This window comes from Mycobacterium sp. (assembly GCF_046330795.1).
In the GTDB taxonomy this organism is placed as follows: domain Bacteria; phylum Actinomycetota; class Actinomycetes; order Mycobacteriales; family Mycobacteriaceae; genus Mycobacterium.
On record NZ_JAXLSA010000005.1, the window covers coordinates 16,489 to 30,004 of the forward strand.

The window sequence follows — 13,516 nt, forward strand, 5'->3', positions numbered from 1 at the left end:
TACCGCCGCCGGATCCATCGGCCATCGAGGCCGGCCTGCGGGCAGCCGAACCCGACTACCCCGAAACCCTCGCGGCGATGGCCCGGGCGATCGGGGTGGAGATCGACCATGTGGAGCTCGGCGTCGAACTCGCGGTCGCCACGACCGACCGCGATCTGGGCTTCCTGCAGATCCCGGCCGGTTCGGTCGCCGGCATCGACGCGACCTGGACGGGGAGCCGCGACGGCCGACCGGTCGCCGATCTCCGCACCACCTGGACCCTGGGCACCGTCCTCGGGCACCCGCAGGAACCTCGGTGGAAGCTGGCCAACGGCTACCTGATCAACATCGTCGGCGATCCCAATGTCGAGCTCCGGATGTCTTTCGCACCAGCTGATTTCGAGAGCTACGACGTCGGCACCACCACGGCGATGCCGGCGGTCAACGCGATCACCGCGGTGGTTGCCGCACCGGCCGGCGTGTTCACGCCATTGGATCTGCCGCTCATCACCGCACGCGCGCCACGTCGGACAAATGCGTGACGGTGGGGAAAATCTGCGCGAAGATGTGAGCGTTGGCAGCTTTGGAACAAGGGAGTCGGACATGCGTCGGGGATTGTGGATGATCGGTGCGGTATTGGTCGCCGGGGCCTACTCGAGCGCGAGCATCGCGTCCGCGGATGTCCCGCCCAACTGCTCGACCGCCGACGTGGCCGGCGTCGCTGCGGGCGTCACGGCGGCCACCTCGGCGTATCTGTTCACCCATCCCGACGTCAACGACTTCGTCACCGGCCTGAAGGGCGAGTCACGTGACGAACAGCGGGCCAAACTCCAGGCCTATCTGGCGGACAACCCGCAGACCGCGGCCGAGGTCCGGGCCATCCGGCAGCCGATGACCGACCTGCGGGCTCGGTGCGGCTTCCCCGTACCGGATTCAGATCCGCTGGCCTGAGTCTTCGGACAGCCGGGGTCCGTAGAGCACCCCCATCCATCGGGTTTCGTCGGCCAGCGCACGCCTGATGACCTTGCCGCTGGGAGTGCGTGGGAACTCACCCGACCAGACCACGATCTGTTCCGGCAACTTCCAGACGGCCAGCCCGACCGCGGTCAGTTCATCCCGGACGGCCTGATACGTCACGGCCGTAGTGGTGCCGCGGATGGCCAGTGCCAGCCGTTCGCCGGTCTGTTCGTCGGGCACCGCGAACGCCACGCACTCACCGAGTCCGGTTGCCGCCAGGTCGATCTCGGCCAGCGAGATCTTCTTGCCGTTGCGGATCACGATCTCCTTCAACCGCCCGGTGATCCGGATCCGGTGATCGGTCAGCAGCTCGGCCAGGTCCCCGGTGCGTACCCGGTCGTCGTCGAACGATTCGTCGTTGTGGGCCGGATCCAGGTAGCCGTGGAACTGGTGTGGTCCGCTGATCAGCAGTTCGCCCGAATCCCCGATCGCGACGTCCACTCCGGGTAGCGCGACGCCGTCGTCGCTGGAGTAGGCATCCAGCGCCGTCGACGTGGAGAAGGGCACCTCCGACGAGCCGTACACGCGGACCACCCGCACCCCGAACCGGTTCGCGGACTCGACGACGGCCGGCGGGATCATGGCCCCGCCCAATGCAATACAGCGCAGGGGCAGCGAGGTCAGACCGCGCCTGTCGGCTTCGGCAAGGACCGTCTCGGCGATCACCGGGGCCCCGCCGATCACGGTGGCGCCGGTGGCCTGGACCTGTTCGAAGGCGTGCTCCGGCGAAAAGCGTTCGGCCAGTACAACTCGCGCTCCGACCGACAGCGCGGATTCGAGCTGGAGCACACCGGTGATGCTGGCCACCGGACTGGCCAGGAACAAGGTGTCGCGGGCGTCGAGGTGCAGGGCGTCGACCATGTTGGCGACGCCGCAGCGCAGGCTGTTGACAGTGTGGATCACGCCCTTGGGCGTGCTGGTGGTCCCGGAGGTGAACACGACGACGGCCGCGGCGTCGGGATCGACCGGTACGGCAGCGGGTACGGCGAGCTCGGTCCCGCCGCCGTCGAGGGGGAGTACCACGCAGAATTCGTTGAGCCCCAACCGATCCGCATCGCTGGGCATGGCCAGTGCGACCCGCGGCCGGGTGGCGGCGCAGGCGGTCTCGATGTCGGCCCGGCCGCTGCGGTGGTCCAGTAGGACGACGACGCTGCCGTGACGTACCACCGCGAGGTGGGCGGCGACGGCCTGGTTCCGCAGCGGCGCCACCACGAGCACCGCGTCCTCGGGGGTGACGCCGGAGTGGCTGAGCACGAGCCGAATTCGTGTGACAGCGTCGTTCAGGTCGGCGTACGTCCACACCGAGGTGCCGTCGGACAGGGCGGGCCGGGAGGTCCTGGGCAACTCGGCCGGTCCAGTCGCCGGCCAGTGGCCGTCCGCGCGGAAGCGAGCCACGGCCGGCGGCGACGGTGGGTGGGTCGGGGTGATCCGCACCGGCTCAGCCGCCGATCGCGACCGCTTCGAGTTCCCGTGCGACGGCCGCGTGGTACTTGTCGATGTTGGCCGGGTTCACCACCCGGAACAGCCCGTCGGGCAGGGGTGAATCCTGGTACGCCTCGATGGTCATGGTCCGGGTGAACAGCGTGATGCCCTGGCCGGGCTGGGTGAAGTGGTACTGGACGGTGATCCGACCCGGCCTGCCGCCGTTCCCGTCGGCGTCGTGGCCGAGGTTGCCGACCGAGTTGAACACCCACAGCTTGGGCCGCATCGCCATGGCCAGATGCCAGGTATAGATGTGCGTGCCGTCCGGGCCGCCCTCCTCCCAGGTGTCGCCGACCTTCAGCGGCAGGTCGTCCAGCTTGCCGACGTAGTTGCTGCCCGGATAGGTCTTGGTCCAGTTCGCCGGGTTGGTGACGAAGTCGTAGACGACCTCCGGCGGGTGGTTGAACGCCGTCTCCGATGTGGTTGTCACGATGCCCAATGCTCTACCTCTCGTTGCGCCCCGATTTCAGTAGCTTTACAGCTTATGGACAATGTGTCACGCCCCCCTGTGGCAGGCTGGGCAGATGACGTCTGTGCTGAATCCCGCCGACCTCTACCACACGGGCGTGGTGGTCCCGGATCTCGATGAGGCGATCGAGCGGCTGTCCGCGGTCGGGGGGTACCGCTGGACGAAGACGGTCGAGGCCACCATCCCGGTGATCACCGCCGACGGGCCCGTCGACATTCCGTTCAAGATGGTCTATTCGATCGATGCCCCGCACCTGGAACTGGTGCAGGAGGTTCCCGGCACCACGTGGACCAGTGCGCCGCGCAACGCCGCGCACCACCTCGGCTACTGGACCGACGACGTGCTGGCCACCGGCGCCGCGCTGGAGCGGGCGGGCTACGCGTTCGAGGCGCGCGCCGGCGGTGACGACTCGCCGATCTTCGCCTACTACCTCGACCCCCTGGGCGTGCGCATCGAGTTGGTGGGCCGCAACGCGTTCGGGGATTGGGCGGCGTTCCTGGCAGCGATGGCCCGCTGACATGACGAGGACCCCGATCCCGGCCACCCCCGAGGAGATCACCGCCCAGTGGCTCTCGACGATCCTGGCGACGCCGGTCGCCGAGGTGACGGTCAGCCCGATCGGTACCGGGCAGACCGGGGCGACCTACCGTGCCGAGGTGACCTACGGCGCCGGCGGTGGGGGCGATCTGCCCGCGACGTTCGTCGTCAAGCTGCCCGCCCAGGATCCCGCGGTGCGGGCCAGCGCCTCGTTCGGCTATCAGGCCGAGCATGCGTTCTACACCGAGGTCGCCGACACCGTGCAGGTTCCCATGCCGCGCTGCTACCACTGCGACATCAACTCGGACGGCACCGATTTCGTGCTGGTGCTCGCCGACATGGCGCCCGCTGTGCAGGGCGACCAGATCGCCGGCTGCGGCGCACCGGAGGCCGAGCTGGCGGCGCGGGCGCTGGCCGGTCTGCACGGCCCTCGCTGGTGCGACCCGGTGTGGCGGGATTTCGCCGGCGCGGCGATGGGCAAGCCGGACCCGGACTCGGCCAACGGCCTCGGGAGCATCTTCACCATGGCGGTGGGTCTGACCAAGGACAAACTCGGCCAACGGCTTTCGGCCGAGGATGCGGCAACCCTGGACGCCGTCGCCGAGGTCATGGCTCCCTGGCTCCTGCTGGAGCCGGATCGCTACAGCATCCTGCATGGTGACTTCCGGCTGGACAACCTGCTCTTCGATCCCGACCGCACCCGGATCTCGGTGGTGGACTGGCAGACACTGGCGGTCGGGCTGCCTGCGCGGGATCTGGCCTATTTCGTCGCCTCCGGGCTGGACCCACAGCTGCGCGCCGAGATCGAACGTGATCTCGTCGGCAGCTACCACCGGGAGCTACTGACCCACGGGGTGGAGGACTACGACGAAGACACCTGCTGGCGCGACTACCGGCTGGGGCTGTTGCAGGTTCCGCTGATCACCGCGCTGGCGGTCGCGTTCGTGACATCCACCGAGCGTGGCGACGACGTCATGGTCGCGATGATCCAGCGCAGCTGCCGGGCGATCCGCGAGCTGGGCTCGCTCGAACTCATCGCGGAGTTATCGGCTCTGCCGTGATCCGGTCCAGCACCACCTGAGCGCGGGGCGGAGGAATGAACTGCAGCACAACGTGATCGGCGCCCGCAGCGTGGTGGGCATCGATCCGGGCGGCCAGCGCCCCGGGTTCGTCGGGCACCACCAGCGCGTCGAGCAGCCGGTCGGACGCGGTGTCGAGGTCGTCGTCGGAGAACCCTAACCGGCGAAGGTTGTTGCGGTAGTTGGGCATTGCGAGGCAGAAGCCGAGGTACTCCCGCGCGGCGTCGGGCCACGCCGCGGTCAGGGACACCAGCTGTGTCGGCGCGATCCACGGGGCCGCACCGACGGCCGTGCGGGTGGCCGCGGTGTGGGCCACCGGGCAGAAGTAGGTGTGTAGCCCGTCGGTGGCCGTGGCGGCCAGTTCGACCATGCGGGGACCCAGAGCGCCCAGGAACCGCGGCGGCAGGACCCGGCGACCAACCGCCGCATCCATGGCGGTCAGGTAGGCGCGCATGTCCGACAGGGGCCGGTCATAGCGGCCCCCGCGGGCCTCGGCCAGTTGCCGGTGGCTGGTTCCCAGCCCCAGCAGGAATCGTCCGGGAAACGCCTCGTGCAGCGTGGCGGCCGCGGCGACCGTGGCCTCGGGGTCGCGCGCATGGATGGTCGCGACGCCCAGTGCGACAGTCAGTTCCGCGGTGCCCTGCAGGTACAGGGCCGCGCGGACGAACGGATCGACACCACTGAACTCCTGCAGCCAGATGGTCGAGACGCCGCCGGATTCGATGGTGCGGGCGGCAGCCACTGCGTCGTGCGCCGGCAACCGGTCCAGGAACCCCGACCACAGTCCGACACCACGGGGGAGTGGAACGGCCATCTCCGTACTTTACAAAATTTCGCCAGAGTGTCACGCTGGGGGTCAGTTCACATTTCGCACCCGACATCGAGAGTGGTGGCATGGCCCTGCCGAATAGCGCGGATCGGTCGTTTGCGGACCGGACCCTGGTGATCTCCGGCGGAAGCCGGGGCATCGGTCTGGCCATCGCGCTCGGCGTGGCCCGCCGCGGCGCCAACGTGGTCCTGCTGGCCAAGACGGCCGAACCGCATCCCAAGCTGCCCGGCACCGTGCACACCGCCGCCGCGGAGATCGAGGCGGCCGGCGGCACGGCGCTCGCCGTGGTCGGCGATGTCCGGCGTGAGGAGGACGTCCAGCGGGCCGTCGACGCCGCGGTGGACCGGTTCGGTGGTGTGGACATCTGCGTGAACAACGCGAGCGCCATCTCCGTCGAACCGACCGAGGAACTGTCGGCCAAGAAGTTCGACCTGATGCAGCAGATCAATATCCGCGGCACGTTCCTGCTGACCAAGGCGTGCGTGCCGTACCTCAGGAAGTCGCCCAACGCGCACGTGCTGACCATCTCGCCGCCGCTGAACATGAATCCGTACTGGCTGGGCGTGCATCCGTCGTACACGCTGTCCAAATACGGCATGACGTTGCTGGCGCTGGGCTGGGCCGAGGAATACCGCGAGCAGCAGATCTCGTCCAACTGCCTGTGGCCCGAGACCTACATCGCCACCGCAGCCGTCGCCAACTCCGGGCAGGGCGACCAGATGCTCGCGGCCTCGCGCAGTCCGGAGATCATGGCCGACGCCGCCGTGGAGATCTTCTCGCGGCCCGCCGGGGCCGCCACCGCGCAGTGTTTCATCGACAGTGCGGTGCTGTCCGAGGCCGGGGTGAGCGACCTGTCCCGATACGGCGGCGGGCCGGACCCGATCATGGACATTTTCGTCGACCGGCGCTGACAGCGGCAGAAAGGTGAATCGGCATGGCGGCTAGCGCTTTTGCGGCAACACCACGGCGACGGGCTACGCACGCCGAGGCGGAGGCCGGTGCGGCGACCCGGCACCGGCTGGACGTGATCGCCGGATCGGTGCCCGATGTCATCCGCTCGGCCGGCGGGTGGCTGGCCGATCGTGCCCTGGCGGGCTGGGACGTCAACGTGTTCGTGCCCGACGCCGACGATGCCGCGCCCTTGCGGATCCTGGGTGTCACCCCACACCGACTGGCCGACGCGCCCGCCTACCGCGCGCAGCCGCACCGCCCCACCGCGGTGGCCGTCAGCGCCGACATGCGTGAGCACCTCGCCGACGAGATCACCCGCGGCGTACCGGAGGTCACGGTCTGGGGCCGCGACGTCCCGCCCGATATGGCCGAACGACTGCAGTCGGTCGAGCACGTCCCCAGTGGTGCGGCGCGGGCGTTCAAGCGGCACGCGATGCACGCGGCGGCGCTCGACGATTCGCCGGCCACCGAGTTGTTCCACTCCGGCTCCCGGGGCAGGCCCCGGCTGGCCGCCGTACCGGGTCGGGCCACCCTTCCCCCCGCGGCGGTATGGGCGCCACAACGATGAAGTTCTCGATCACCCATCCGATGCACACGCACCCCTACAACCCGGACCTCGTGACCGGAGCGGGCGTGGCGGCCATGGCCTCGGCGGCCGAGGCGGCGGGATTCAGCGGGTTCGGCTTCACCGACCACCCCGCACCGACCCAGCGCTGGCTCGACGCCGGCGGCCACGACGCGCTGGATCCCTTCGTGGCAATGGGATTCGCCGCGGCGCACACTACTACTCTGCGGCTGATCCCCAACATCGTCGTGCTGCCCTACCGGAATCCGTTCGTCGTCGCCAAATCAGGTGCCACCCTGGATCTCCTGTCGGGCGGACGGTTCACCCTGGCGATCGGCGTCGGATACCTGAAGCGGGAATTCACCGCGCTGGGCGTGGATTTCGAGGAACGTGGCGCGCTGCTCGAAGAGGCACTCGACGTCATCCGCACCATCTGGACCACCGACGACGTGACCTACGAGGGCCGGCACTTCAGCGCCCAGGGCATCACCGCACACCCGCGGCCACCCAGCCGCCCGCACCCGCCGATCTGGATCGGCGGTAACACCGCCGCGGCCCGGCGCCGGGTCGCCGAGTACGGCGACGGCTGGTGCCCGTTCCCCGCGCAGGGCATGCTCGCCAAGACGGCCCGGACCGATGTGCTGGATTCCAACGCACAACTGGCGCAGGGCATCGACGATCTGCGCCGGCGCCTGGATGCCGCGGGCCGGGACCCGGCGACGGTCGACATCGCCTTCTCGAACTTGACCGGTGGTACGCCGGGTACGGATTCCTTCGACGCCGAGGCGTATCTGGGCGGTCTGGAGGAGCTCGCGAAGCTCGGGGTTACCTGGACCCAGGTGTCCGTGCCCGGCGACAGCCTCGACGGTGCGCTGGCGGCGCTGGACCAGTTCCGGGTCCAGGTGATCGAGCCGTTCAGTCGCTGAGCGCCGGAATCACCTGGCCGGCAAGCAGTTCCAGTGTGGTGTCCGAAGCGCGGTCATGGGTGAACAACACCACCTGACCGAAGCCGAGGTCACCGAGGGCCCGCAGCCGCGCCGCGATGGTGGCGGGTGTTCCGATCAAGTTGGTGTCGTGTAGGCCGAAACCGGTTCCACCGAACCGCTTTTCGGCCAGTTCACGGACGCGTGGCAGGGCGGCGTCGTCCGGCGCGAGCGCCAGTACGGCCTCGACGGACATCACGATGCTGTCCGGATCGCGGCCGACGTCGGCACAGATGCCGCGTAGCACCGAGATCTTGTGCTCGAGTTTGTCGAGGGCATAGGTCGGCACGTTCCAGACGTCGGCGTACCGGGCCACCAGTGGCAGGGTGAACTTCTCGCCCACCCCGCCGACGACGATCGGTGGTCGCGGATCCTGGATCGCGCCCGGACTGACCGGGAAGTCGCTGACCCGGTAGTGCGCGCCGTCGTGGTCGATCCGGCCGGCGGCGAAGGCCTGGGTGAGGATCTCGAGCGTCTCACCGAGGCGGGCTGAACGATCGGCGAAGCTACCCCAGTCCAGACCGGCCTGCCGGTGTTCGGCCTCGATCGATCCGCTGCCCAGGCCGAGTGCGAGTCGGCCGCCGGAGATCTGGTCCAGGGTGGTTGTCATCTTGGCCAGCAGGACGGGATGGCGAAACTGGTTGCACAGCACCATGTGTCCGACCCGGAGGCGTTCGGTGTCCGCGAGCAGCGCGGTGGCCAACGTCCAGGCCTCCAGGGACGGCACGTCCGGCAGGCCCGGGCCGTAGAGATGGTCGTAGAGCCACAGTGAGCCGATTCCGAGTTCCTCGCAGCGACGGGCGCGATGCCGAAGGTCCGGATACTCGAAGCCCATTTGCGGGACGTACACCCCGATGTCGAGTGGCATGCCTGCACCCTACAACGCGAAATCACGCGGGGCGGGCGACGTCGCGCAGGACTTCGAGGACCCGGCCCAGCAGGGGTGAGACCTCGTCGTGCAGATGCGCCACGAGCAGGTCGACACCCAGCCCCTCCGGTTGCAGCGGCCGATAGCCCACGCCCCCAATATCAAGGGCGGCAGTCGGTTCCGGCACCAGGGCCACGCCGAGACCGGCCGCCACCAAGGTCACCAACGTCGACGTCTCCTGCACGTCGTGGCGCACCCGTGGCACGAATCCGGCGTCGGCGCACACCGCGCCGAGGAGTCCGTGCATCACCGACCGTCCACCGCCGGCGTGTGCGATGAAGTCCTCGTCGCGCAGGTCCGCGATACGCACGCCGTCGGAGTCGGCCGCGGGGTGTCCGTCGGGCAGCGCGACGATCAACCGGTCGCGGCGCAGTGTCTCGGTGTGGATCGCGGGATGGTTGATGGGGGGACGCAGCAGCGCGAGGTCGATCTCGCCGGCCAGCAGCGCCGAGGTCTGGGCCGGCGCCAGCATCTCGCCGCGGACGCTGACCTCCACCGCGGGCAGGGCGTCGCGCAATGCGCGAACCAACCGGGGCAGCAGCGAATACGTTGCGGATCCGACGCATCCGATCACCAACCGGCCCTCGATGCCCTGGGCCACCCGCTGGGCCTGGCGGGATGCGTCGTCGACGGCATCCAGGATTGCGACCGCGCGGCGCAGGTAGGCCTCGCCCGCCGGGGTGAGTTCGACCCGCCGGGTGCTGCGCACCAGCAGATCGACACCCAGTTCGTGCTCGAGCTGCCGGATCTGCTGGGACAGCGGCGGCTGGGCGATGTGCAGGCGTTGGGCGGCGCGCCCGAAATGCAGCTCCTCGGCGACGGCCCGGAAGTACCGGAGGTGACGCAGCTCCATGATCAAGACTTTACGTATATCAATAGCGCGGATATGAGTACTTCAGAATATCGCTGCTGGTGGTTACGGTCGATGACATGTCCGCAGTCGATGTTCACGCTGTTGTGAGTGGCCGCCCCGATGCTCCCGCCGTGGTGCTGTCGAACTCGCTCGGCTCCACTCACCGCATGTGGGACCACCAGGTGGAGGCGCTGGCGAAACACTTCCGGTTGATCAGGTACGACACCCGCGGCCACGGCGCATCACCTGTGCCGGCCGGGCCCTACTCGATCGACGATCTGGCCGACGACGTGGTGGCGCTGCTGGACCGCCTCGGGGTCCCCCGCGCACACGTGGTCGGGTTGTCGCTGGGCGGCATGACGGCCATGCGTCTGGCGGCCCGCAATCCCGGCCGGGTGGATCGGCTCGCGGTGCTGTGCACCGCGGCCCACCTGCCGCCGCGGGCGGCGTGGCTGGAACGGGCGGCCGCGGTGCGGGAGCAGGGCGCCGCGAGCATGGCCGAGACGGTGGTGCGCCGGTGGTTCACCCGGCACTACGACGGTGACCTCGGGTACTGGCAGTCGATGATCGCCGCCACACCGGCGGTGGGTTATGCCGCGTGCTGTGCGGCGATCGCGGAACTCGATCTGCGCGACGAGCTTTCGTCGATCTCCGCGCCGACACTGGCCATCGCCGGAGCCGACGACCCGGCCACCCCGCCGGCCAAGCTGCAGGAAATCGTTGCCGCCATGACGGATTCGCGGCTCGTGGTGCTCGAACACGCCGCCCATCTGGCCAACGTCGAGCAGTCCGACGCCGTCACCCGCGCCCTACTGGAGCACCTGAATCTGGAGGAACGATGACACTGAACAAAGTGGTGAGCTCGGCCGCCGATGCGGTTGCCGACATCCCGGACGGAGCCAGCCTGGCGGTCGGGGGATTCGGCCTGGCCGGCATCCCGTGGTTCCTCATCGAGGCCCTGCTCGAGCAGGGCGCGCGGGAGCTGACCATCGTGAGCAACAACTGCGGCGTCGACGGCGGCGGCCTGGGGCTGCTGCTCGAGGCGCGCCGGATCGACCGCGTCATCGCCAGCTATGTCGGCGAGAACCGGGAGTTCGCCCGGCAGTACCTGTCCGGCGAATTGACCGTGGAGCTGACCCCGCAGGGCACGCTGGCCGAGCGGATGCGCGCCGGCGGCAGCGGAATCGGCGCGTTCTTCACGCCGACGGGCGTCGGCACGATGGTGGCCGAGGGCGGACTGCCGTGGCGTTATCACGCCGACGGTACCATCGCGCTGGCCTCTCCGGCCAAGGAGGTGCGGGTCTTCAACGGCCGCGAGATGCTCCTCGAGGAGTCGATCGTCACCGACTACGCCCTGGTGCGCGCCGCCGTCGCCGACCGGGCGGGCAACTGCGTATTCCATGCCGCAGCACGGAATTTCAACCCCCCCGCCGCGATGTCGGGTCGGGTCACCGTGGTTGAGGCCGAGCGGGTCGTCGAGGTCGGCGAACTCCATCCCGACGAGGTCCACCTGCCGGGCATCTTCGTGCAGCGCATCCTCGAGCTGACCCCCGAGCAGGCCGCCCGCAAGGGCATCGAGAAGCTGACCACCCGCGAACGGACATCCGGAGTTGTGAAATGAGTTGGAACAGAGCCGAAATGGCCGCGCGGGCCGCGCGGGAGCTGCGCGCCGGCGAGTACGTGAACCTGGGTATCGGGTTGCCCACCCTGATCCCCGACCACCTGCCGGAGGGCAGCGATGTGCAGTTGCATGCCGAGAACGGGATCCTGGGCGTCGGCCCGTTCCCGTACCCCGACGAGGTTGATCCGGATCTGGTGAACGCCGGCAAGCAGACCGTTTCGGTGCTGCCCGGTGCCTCCTACTTCGACTCGGCCGCCAGTTTCTCGATGATCCGCGGTGGGCATGTCGACGTCGCGGTGCTCGGCGGTATGCAGGTCGCCGGCAACGGCGATCTGGCCAACTGGATGGTGCCCGGCTCGATGGTCAAGGGCATGGGCGGGGCGATGGATCTGGTCAGCGGCGCCGGCCGGGTGATCGTGCTGATGGATCACGCCTCGAAATCCGGTGCCGCCAAGCTGGTTTCGTCGTGCGATCTGCCACTGACCGGTAGAGCCGTGGTGAGCCGGGTGATCACCGATCTGGGAGTCTTCGATGTGACGGGCGAGGGGTTCCGGGTGATCGAGCTGGCCCCCGGTGTCGGCCACGACGAGGTGGTGGCCAGGACCGGCGCCCCGCTGACCGATGGAAGGCTGCCGGTGCCGGCCTGAGGCCCGTCAGGCGGCCGCGTTGGGGAGCAACGGCGGGCAGACACCGTCGTGATCGGCGGCCAACTCGAAGTGCCACGCCTCATTGGCGTAGATCTGGCACAGTCCGAACCGCGATCCGTTGGCGATCAGCCACTGATCGGCGGCGTCCCCGCCGATGTCGACGGCCTGCCCGGTGACGTGTTTGGATGCCGCCGGCGTCTGGACGTACTGCCGCGCGGCGGCGAAGCTGCCGTAGGTCTGGATGGCGTTGTCGAGCAGCCGCTGCTGGAAGTCCGGCGAACGCCAGCCCGAGTTCACCGTCATCGTGATGCCGTCGACCGCGGCCGCGGTGGCGGCGTTCTGGATGGCGGTCAACAGCGCCGGCTCCAGTCGGCCGACCGCTGGATCGGCGACGTCGAACGGGGTGAGCACCTGGTTATCGGCGCGGGCGCCGTCATCGTCGGCGCGGGCCACCGGGGTGCCGATCACGACGACGGCACCGAGGCACAGGGCGCCCAGCGTCTGGCGGATCGGGAACATGGAGCGTCAGTCTAGCAACGCCGGTCAGTGGCTACGGCTGCAAGAGCACCTTGGTGGCCCGCCGCTGGTCCATCGCGGCGTAGGCATCTGCGACGTCGTCGAGCGGCAGGGTGAGGTCGAACACCTTCCCGGGATTGATCTTTCCGTCGAAGATCAGCTCGATCAGGTGCGGGAGGAAGCGGCGAACGGGCGCCGGCCCGCCGCGCACGCCGACGCCGGAGCGGAACAGTGTGGTTCCGGTGATCGCCACGTCGTGTGGCACTCCCACGATGCCGACGAGCGCGCCCGGCCGTCCCGAGGCAATGGCCTGCCGCATCGACTGTTCGGTGCCGACGCATTCGAGCACGGCGTCGGCCCCGATCCCATCGGTCATGTCCTTGATCCGCGCGACGCCGTCGTCACCGCGTTCCTCGACGATGTCGGTGGCGCCGAACTCGCGGGCGAGTTGTTGACGGGCCGAGTGTCGGCTCATGGCGATGATCCGGTCGGCGCCCAGTTGCGCGGCCGCGATGACGCCGCACAGCCCGACGGCGCCGTCGCCCACCACGGCCACCGTCATCCCGGGGGCGACCTGCGCGGAGTCCGCGGCGAACCAGCCGGTGCCCAGCACGTCGGAGGCGGCCAGCAGACTGGGAATCAGCTCGGCGCTGGGTATCTCGGGCGTCGCGACCAGGGTGCCGTCGGCCCAGGGCACCCGCACCACTTCGGCCTGGCAGCCGACCAGCGGCTCCATGTGCAGACAAAAGGTCTGAAATCCGTTGCGGCAGTTGGGGCAGGTGCCATCGGAGGCGAAGAACGACCCGATGACGAAGTCACCCGGTTTGATGGTTGTGACATCGGCACCGACGGCCTCGACCACCCCGCAGTACTCGTGCCCGAAGGGCGACGGCTTCTTCGGCGGTGGGTTGATGCCGCGGTAGTGCCACAGATCCGACCCGCACACACACGTGGCGGCGATGCGCACGATGGCGTCGGTGGACTCGACGATCCCCGGCTCCGGGATCTCTTCGAGCCGGACGTCGTCCTTACCGTAGAGAACTGCGCCACGCATGAAGTT

At 69.1% G+C, this 13,516-nt stretch carries 17 protein-coding genes; 10 read left to right on the forward strand and 7 right to left on the reverse strand.

Annotation, left to right across the window (positions count from 1 at the left end; all coding sequences use genetic code 11):
- Positions 1 to 35: 35 nt before the first annotated feature.
- A complete protein-coding gene (locus U0R18_RS16945) occupies positions 36 to 521 on the forward strand; it encodes a hypothetical protein (RefSeq protein ID WP_526370961.1) in 486 nt (161 codons plus the stop codon).
- Between the two features lie 61 nt (positions 522 to 582).
- The gene (locus tag U0R18_RS16950; protein ID WP_526370499.1) at positions 583 to 930 is read left to right on the forward strand and encodes a hemophore-related protein; all 348 of its coding nucleotides are present in this window, start codon (positions 583 to 585) and stop codon (positions 928 to 930) included.
- Here the strand turns inward: U0R18_RS16950 and U0R18_RS16955 are convergent.
- Positions 913 to 2,430, reverse strand: coding sequence for a class I adenylate-forming enzyme family protein (locus U0R18_RS16955; RefSeq protein ID WP_526370501.1), 1,518 nt, complete (start codon positions 2,428 to 2,430; stop codon positions 913 to 915). The two genes, U0R18_RS16950 and U0R18_RS16955, sit on opposite strands and share 18 nt — an antisense overlap.
- Positions 2,431 to 2,434: 4 nt before the next feature.
- The gene (locus U0R18_RS16960) at positions 2,435 to 2,917 is read right to left on the reverse strand and encodes an SRPBCC family protein (RefSeq protein ID WP_526370503.1); all 483 of its coding nucleotides are present in this window, start codon (positions 2,915 to 2,917) and stop codon (positions 2,435 to 2,437) included.
- Between the two features lie 85 nt (positions 2,918 to 3,002).
- Here U0R18_RS16960 and U0R18_RS16965 point away from each other — a divergent pair, with 85 nt between their 5' ends.
- Positions 3,003 to 3,464 (forward strand): VOC family protein, encoded by a 462-nt coding sequence (locus U0R18_RS16965; RefSeq protein WP_526370505.1) that lies wholly within the window; start codon positions 3,003 to 3,005, stop codon positions 3,462 to 3,464.
- A gap of 1 nt (position 3,465) precedes the next feature.
- Positions 3,466 to 4,545 carry a phosphotransferase family protein gene (locus U0R18_RS16970; RefSeq protein WP_526370507.1) on the forward strand — a complete coding sequence of 360 codons (1,080 nt, stop codon included), beginning with the start codon at positions 3,466 to 3,468 and terminating at the stop codon, positions 4,543 to 4,545.
- Here U0R18_RS16970 and U0R18_RS16975 read toward each other — a convergent pair.
- Positions 4,517 to 5,377, reverse strand: a complete 861-nt coding sequence (locus U0R18_RS16975; RefSeq protein WP_526370509.1) for a TIGR03620 family F420-dependent LLM class oxidoreductase — start codon at positions 5,375 to 5,377, stop codon at positions 4,517 to 4,519. The two genes, U0R18_RS16970 and U0R18_RS16975, sit on opposite strands and share 29 nt — an antisense overlap.
- Positions 5,378 to 5,457: 80 nt before the next feature.
- Here U0R18_RS16975 and U0R18_RS16980 point away from each other — a divergent pair, with 80 nt between their 5' ends.
- The 3 genes from U0R18_RS16980 to U0R18_RS16990 are packed head-to-tail and all read left to right on the forward strand — an operon-like array spanning position 5,458 to position 7,834.
- Positions 5,458 to 6,303, forward strand: coding sequence for an SDR family oxidoreductase (locus U0R18_RS16980; RefSeq protein ID WP_526370511.1), 846 nt, complete (start codon positions 5,458 to 5,460; stop codon positions 6,301 to 6,303).
- A 23-nt stretch (positions 6,304 to 6,326) separates the two neighbouring features.
- Entirely contained in the window at positions 6,327 to 6,911 is a 585-nt protein-coding gene (locus U0R18_RS16985) for a hypothetical protein (protein ID WP_526370513.1), read from the forward strand.
- Positions 6,908 to 7,834 (forward strand): LLM class F420-dependent oxidoreductase, encoded by a 927-nt coding sequence (locus U0R18_RS16990; protein ID WP_526370515.1) that lies wholly within the window; start codon positions 6,908 to 6,910, stop codon positions 7,832 to 7,834. Before U0R18_RS16985 ends, U0R18_RS16990 begins: the two co-directional genes overlap by 4 nt.
- Here U0R18_RS16990 and U0R18_RS16995 read toward each other — a convergent pair.
- Both U0R18_RS16995 and U0R18_RS17000 read right to left on the reverse strand, forming a co-directional pair.
- The gene (locus U0R18_RS16995) at positions 7,824 to 8,759 is read right to left on the reverse strand and encodes an LLM class flavin-dependent oxidoreductase (protein WP_526370517.1); all 936 of its coding nucleotides are present in this window, start codon (positions 8,757 to 8,759) and stop codon (positions 7,824 to 7,826) included. The genes U0R18_RS16990 and U0R18_RS16995 overlap by 11 nt on opposite strands.
- A gap of 22 nt (positions 8,760 to 8,781) precedes the next feature.
- Positions 8,782 to 9,672, reverse strand: a complete 891-nt coding sequence (locus U0R18_RS17000) for a LysR family substrate-binding domain-containing protein (RefSeq protein ID WP_526370519.1) — start codon at positions 9,670 to 9,672, stop codon at positions 8,782 to 8,784.
- A gap of 77 nt (positions 9,673 to 9,749) precedes the next feature.
- On the opposite strand from U0R18_RS17000, the gene pcaD reads away from it, so the two are divergent.
- Genes pcaD through U0R18_RS17015 form a run of 3 tightly spaced genes read left to right on the forward strand, consistent with a single transcriptional unit; the run spans position 9,750 to position 11,940 of the window.
- Positions 9,750 to 10,514: a 3-oxoadipate enol-lactonase gene (gene pcaD / locus U0R18_RS17005; protein WP_526370521.1), complete on the forward strand. Its 765-nt coding sequence runs from the start codon at positions 9,750 to 9,752 to the stop codon at positions 10,512 to 10,514.
- Positions 10,511 to 11,293: a CoA transferase subunit A gene (locus U0R18_RS17010; protein ID WP_526370523.1), complete on the forward strand. Its 783-nt coding sequence runs from the start codon at positions 10,511 to 10,513 to the stop codon at positions 11,291 to 11,293. The genes pcaD and U0R18_RS17010 overlap by 4 nt, the downstream gene beginning before the upstream one ends.
- Positions 11,290 to 11,940 carry a 3-oxoacid CoA-transferase subunit B gene (locus tag U0R18_RS17015; RefSeq protein WP_526370525.1) on the forward strand — a complete coding sequence of 217 codons (651 nt, stop codon included), beginning with the start codon at positions 11,290 to 11,292 and terminating at the stop codon, positions 11,938 to 11,940. Before U0R18_RS17010 ends, U0R18_RS17015 begins: the two co-directional genes overlap by 4 nt.
- A gap of 6 nt (positions 11,941 to 11,946) precedes the next feature.
- Here the strand turns inward: U0R18_RS17015 and U0R18_RS17020 are convergent, their stop codons facing one another.
- Both U0R18_RS17020 and U0R18_RS17025 read right to left on the reverse strand, forming a co-directional pair.
- A complete protein-coding gene (locus U0R18_RS17020) occupies positions 11,947 to 12,459 on the reverse strand; it encodes a M15 family metallopeptidase (protein WP_526370527.1) in 513 nt (170 codons plus the stop codon).
- A gap of 31 nt (positions 12,460 to 12,490) precedes the next feature.
- A complete protein-coding gene (locus U0R18_RS17025; protein ID WP_526370529.1) occupies positions 12,491 to 13,510 on the reverse strand; it encodes a zinc-dependent alcohol dehydrogenase family protein in 1,020 nt (339 codons plus the stop codon).
- Positions 13,511 to 13,516 lie beyond the last annotated feature (6 nt).

What these genes read in the sequence shown, in the direction of transcription:
- U0R18_RS16950 (WP_526370499.1), top strand. Translation starts at nt 583, where the DNA reads ATGCGTCGGGGATTGTGGATGATCGGTGCGGTATTGGTCGCCGGGGCC.
- U0R18_RS16965 (WP_526370505.1), top strand. Translation starts at nt 3,003, where the DNA reads ATGACGTCTGTGCTGAATCCCGCCGACCTCTACCACACGGGCGTGGTG.
- U0R18_RS16970 (WP_526370507.1), top strand. Translation starts at nt 3,466, where the DNA reads ATGACGAGGACCCCGATCCCGGCCACCCCCGAGGAGATCACCGCCCAG.
- U0R18_RS16975 (WP_526370509.1), bottom strand. Translation starts at nt 5,377, where the DNA reads ATGGCCGTTCCACTCCCCCGTGGTGTCGGACTGTGGTCGGGGTTCCTG.
- U0R18_RS16980 (WP_526370511.1), top strand. Translation starts at nt 5,458, where the DNA reads ATGGCCCTGCCGAATAGCGCGGATCGGTCGTTTGCGGACCGGACCCTG.
- U0R18_RS16985 (WP_526370513.1), top strand. Translation starts at nt 6,327, where the DNA reads ATGGCGGCTAGCGCTTTTGCGGCAACACCACGGCGACGGGCTACGCAC.
- U0R18_RS16990 (WP_526370515.1), top strand. Translation starts at nt 6,908, where the DNA reads ATGAAGTTCTCGATCACCCATCCGATGCACACGCACCCCTACAACCCG.
- U0R18_RS16995 (WP_526370517.1), bottom strand. Translation starts at nt 8,759, where the DNA reads ATGCCACTCGACATCGGGGTGTACGTCCCGCAAATGGGCTTCGAGTAT.
- U0R18_RS17000 (WP_526370519.1), bottom strand. Translation starts at nt 9,672, where the DNA reads ATGGAGCTGCGTCACCTCCGGTACTTCCGGGCCGTCGCCGAGGAGCTG.
- pcaD (WP_526370521.1), top strand. Translation starts at nt 9,750, where the DNA reads ATGTCCGCAGTCGATGTTCACGCTGTTGTGAGTGGCCGCCCCGATGCT.
- U0R18_RS17010 (WP_526370523.1), top strand. Translation starts at nt 10,511, where the DNA reads ATGACACTGAACAAAGTGGTGAGCTCGGCCGCCGATGCGGTTGCCGAC.
- U0R18_RS17015 (WP_526370525.1), top strand. Translation starts at nt 11,290, where the DNA reads ATGAGTTGGAACAGAGCCGAAATGGCCGCGCGGGCCGCGCGGGAGCTG.
- U0R18_RS17020 (WP_526370527.1), bottom strand. Translation starts at nt 12,459, where the DNA reads ATGTTCCCGATCCGCCAGACGCTGGGCGCCCTGTGCCTCGGTGCCGTC.
- U0R18_RS17025 (WP_526370529.1), bottom strand. Translation starts at nt 13,510, where the DNA reads ATGCGTGGCGCAGTTCTCTACGGTAAGGACGACGTCCGGCTCGAAGAG.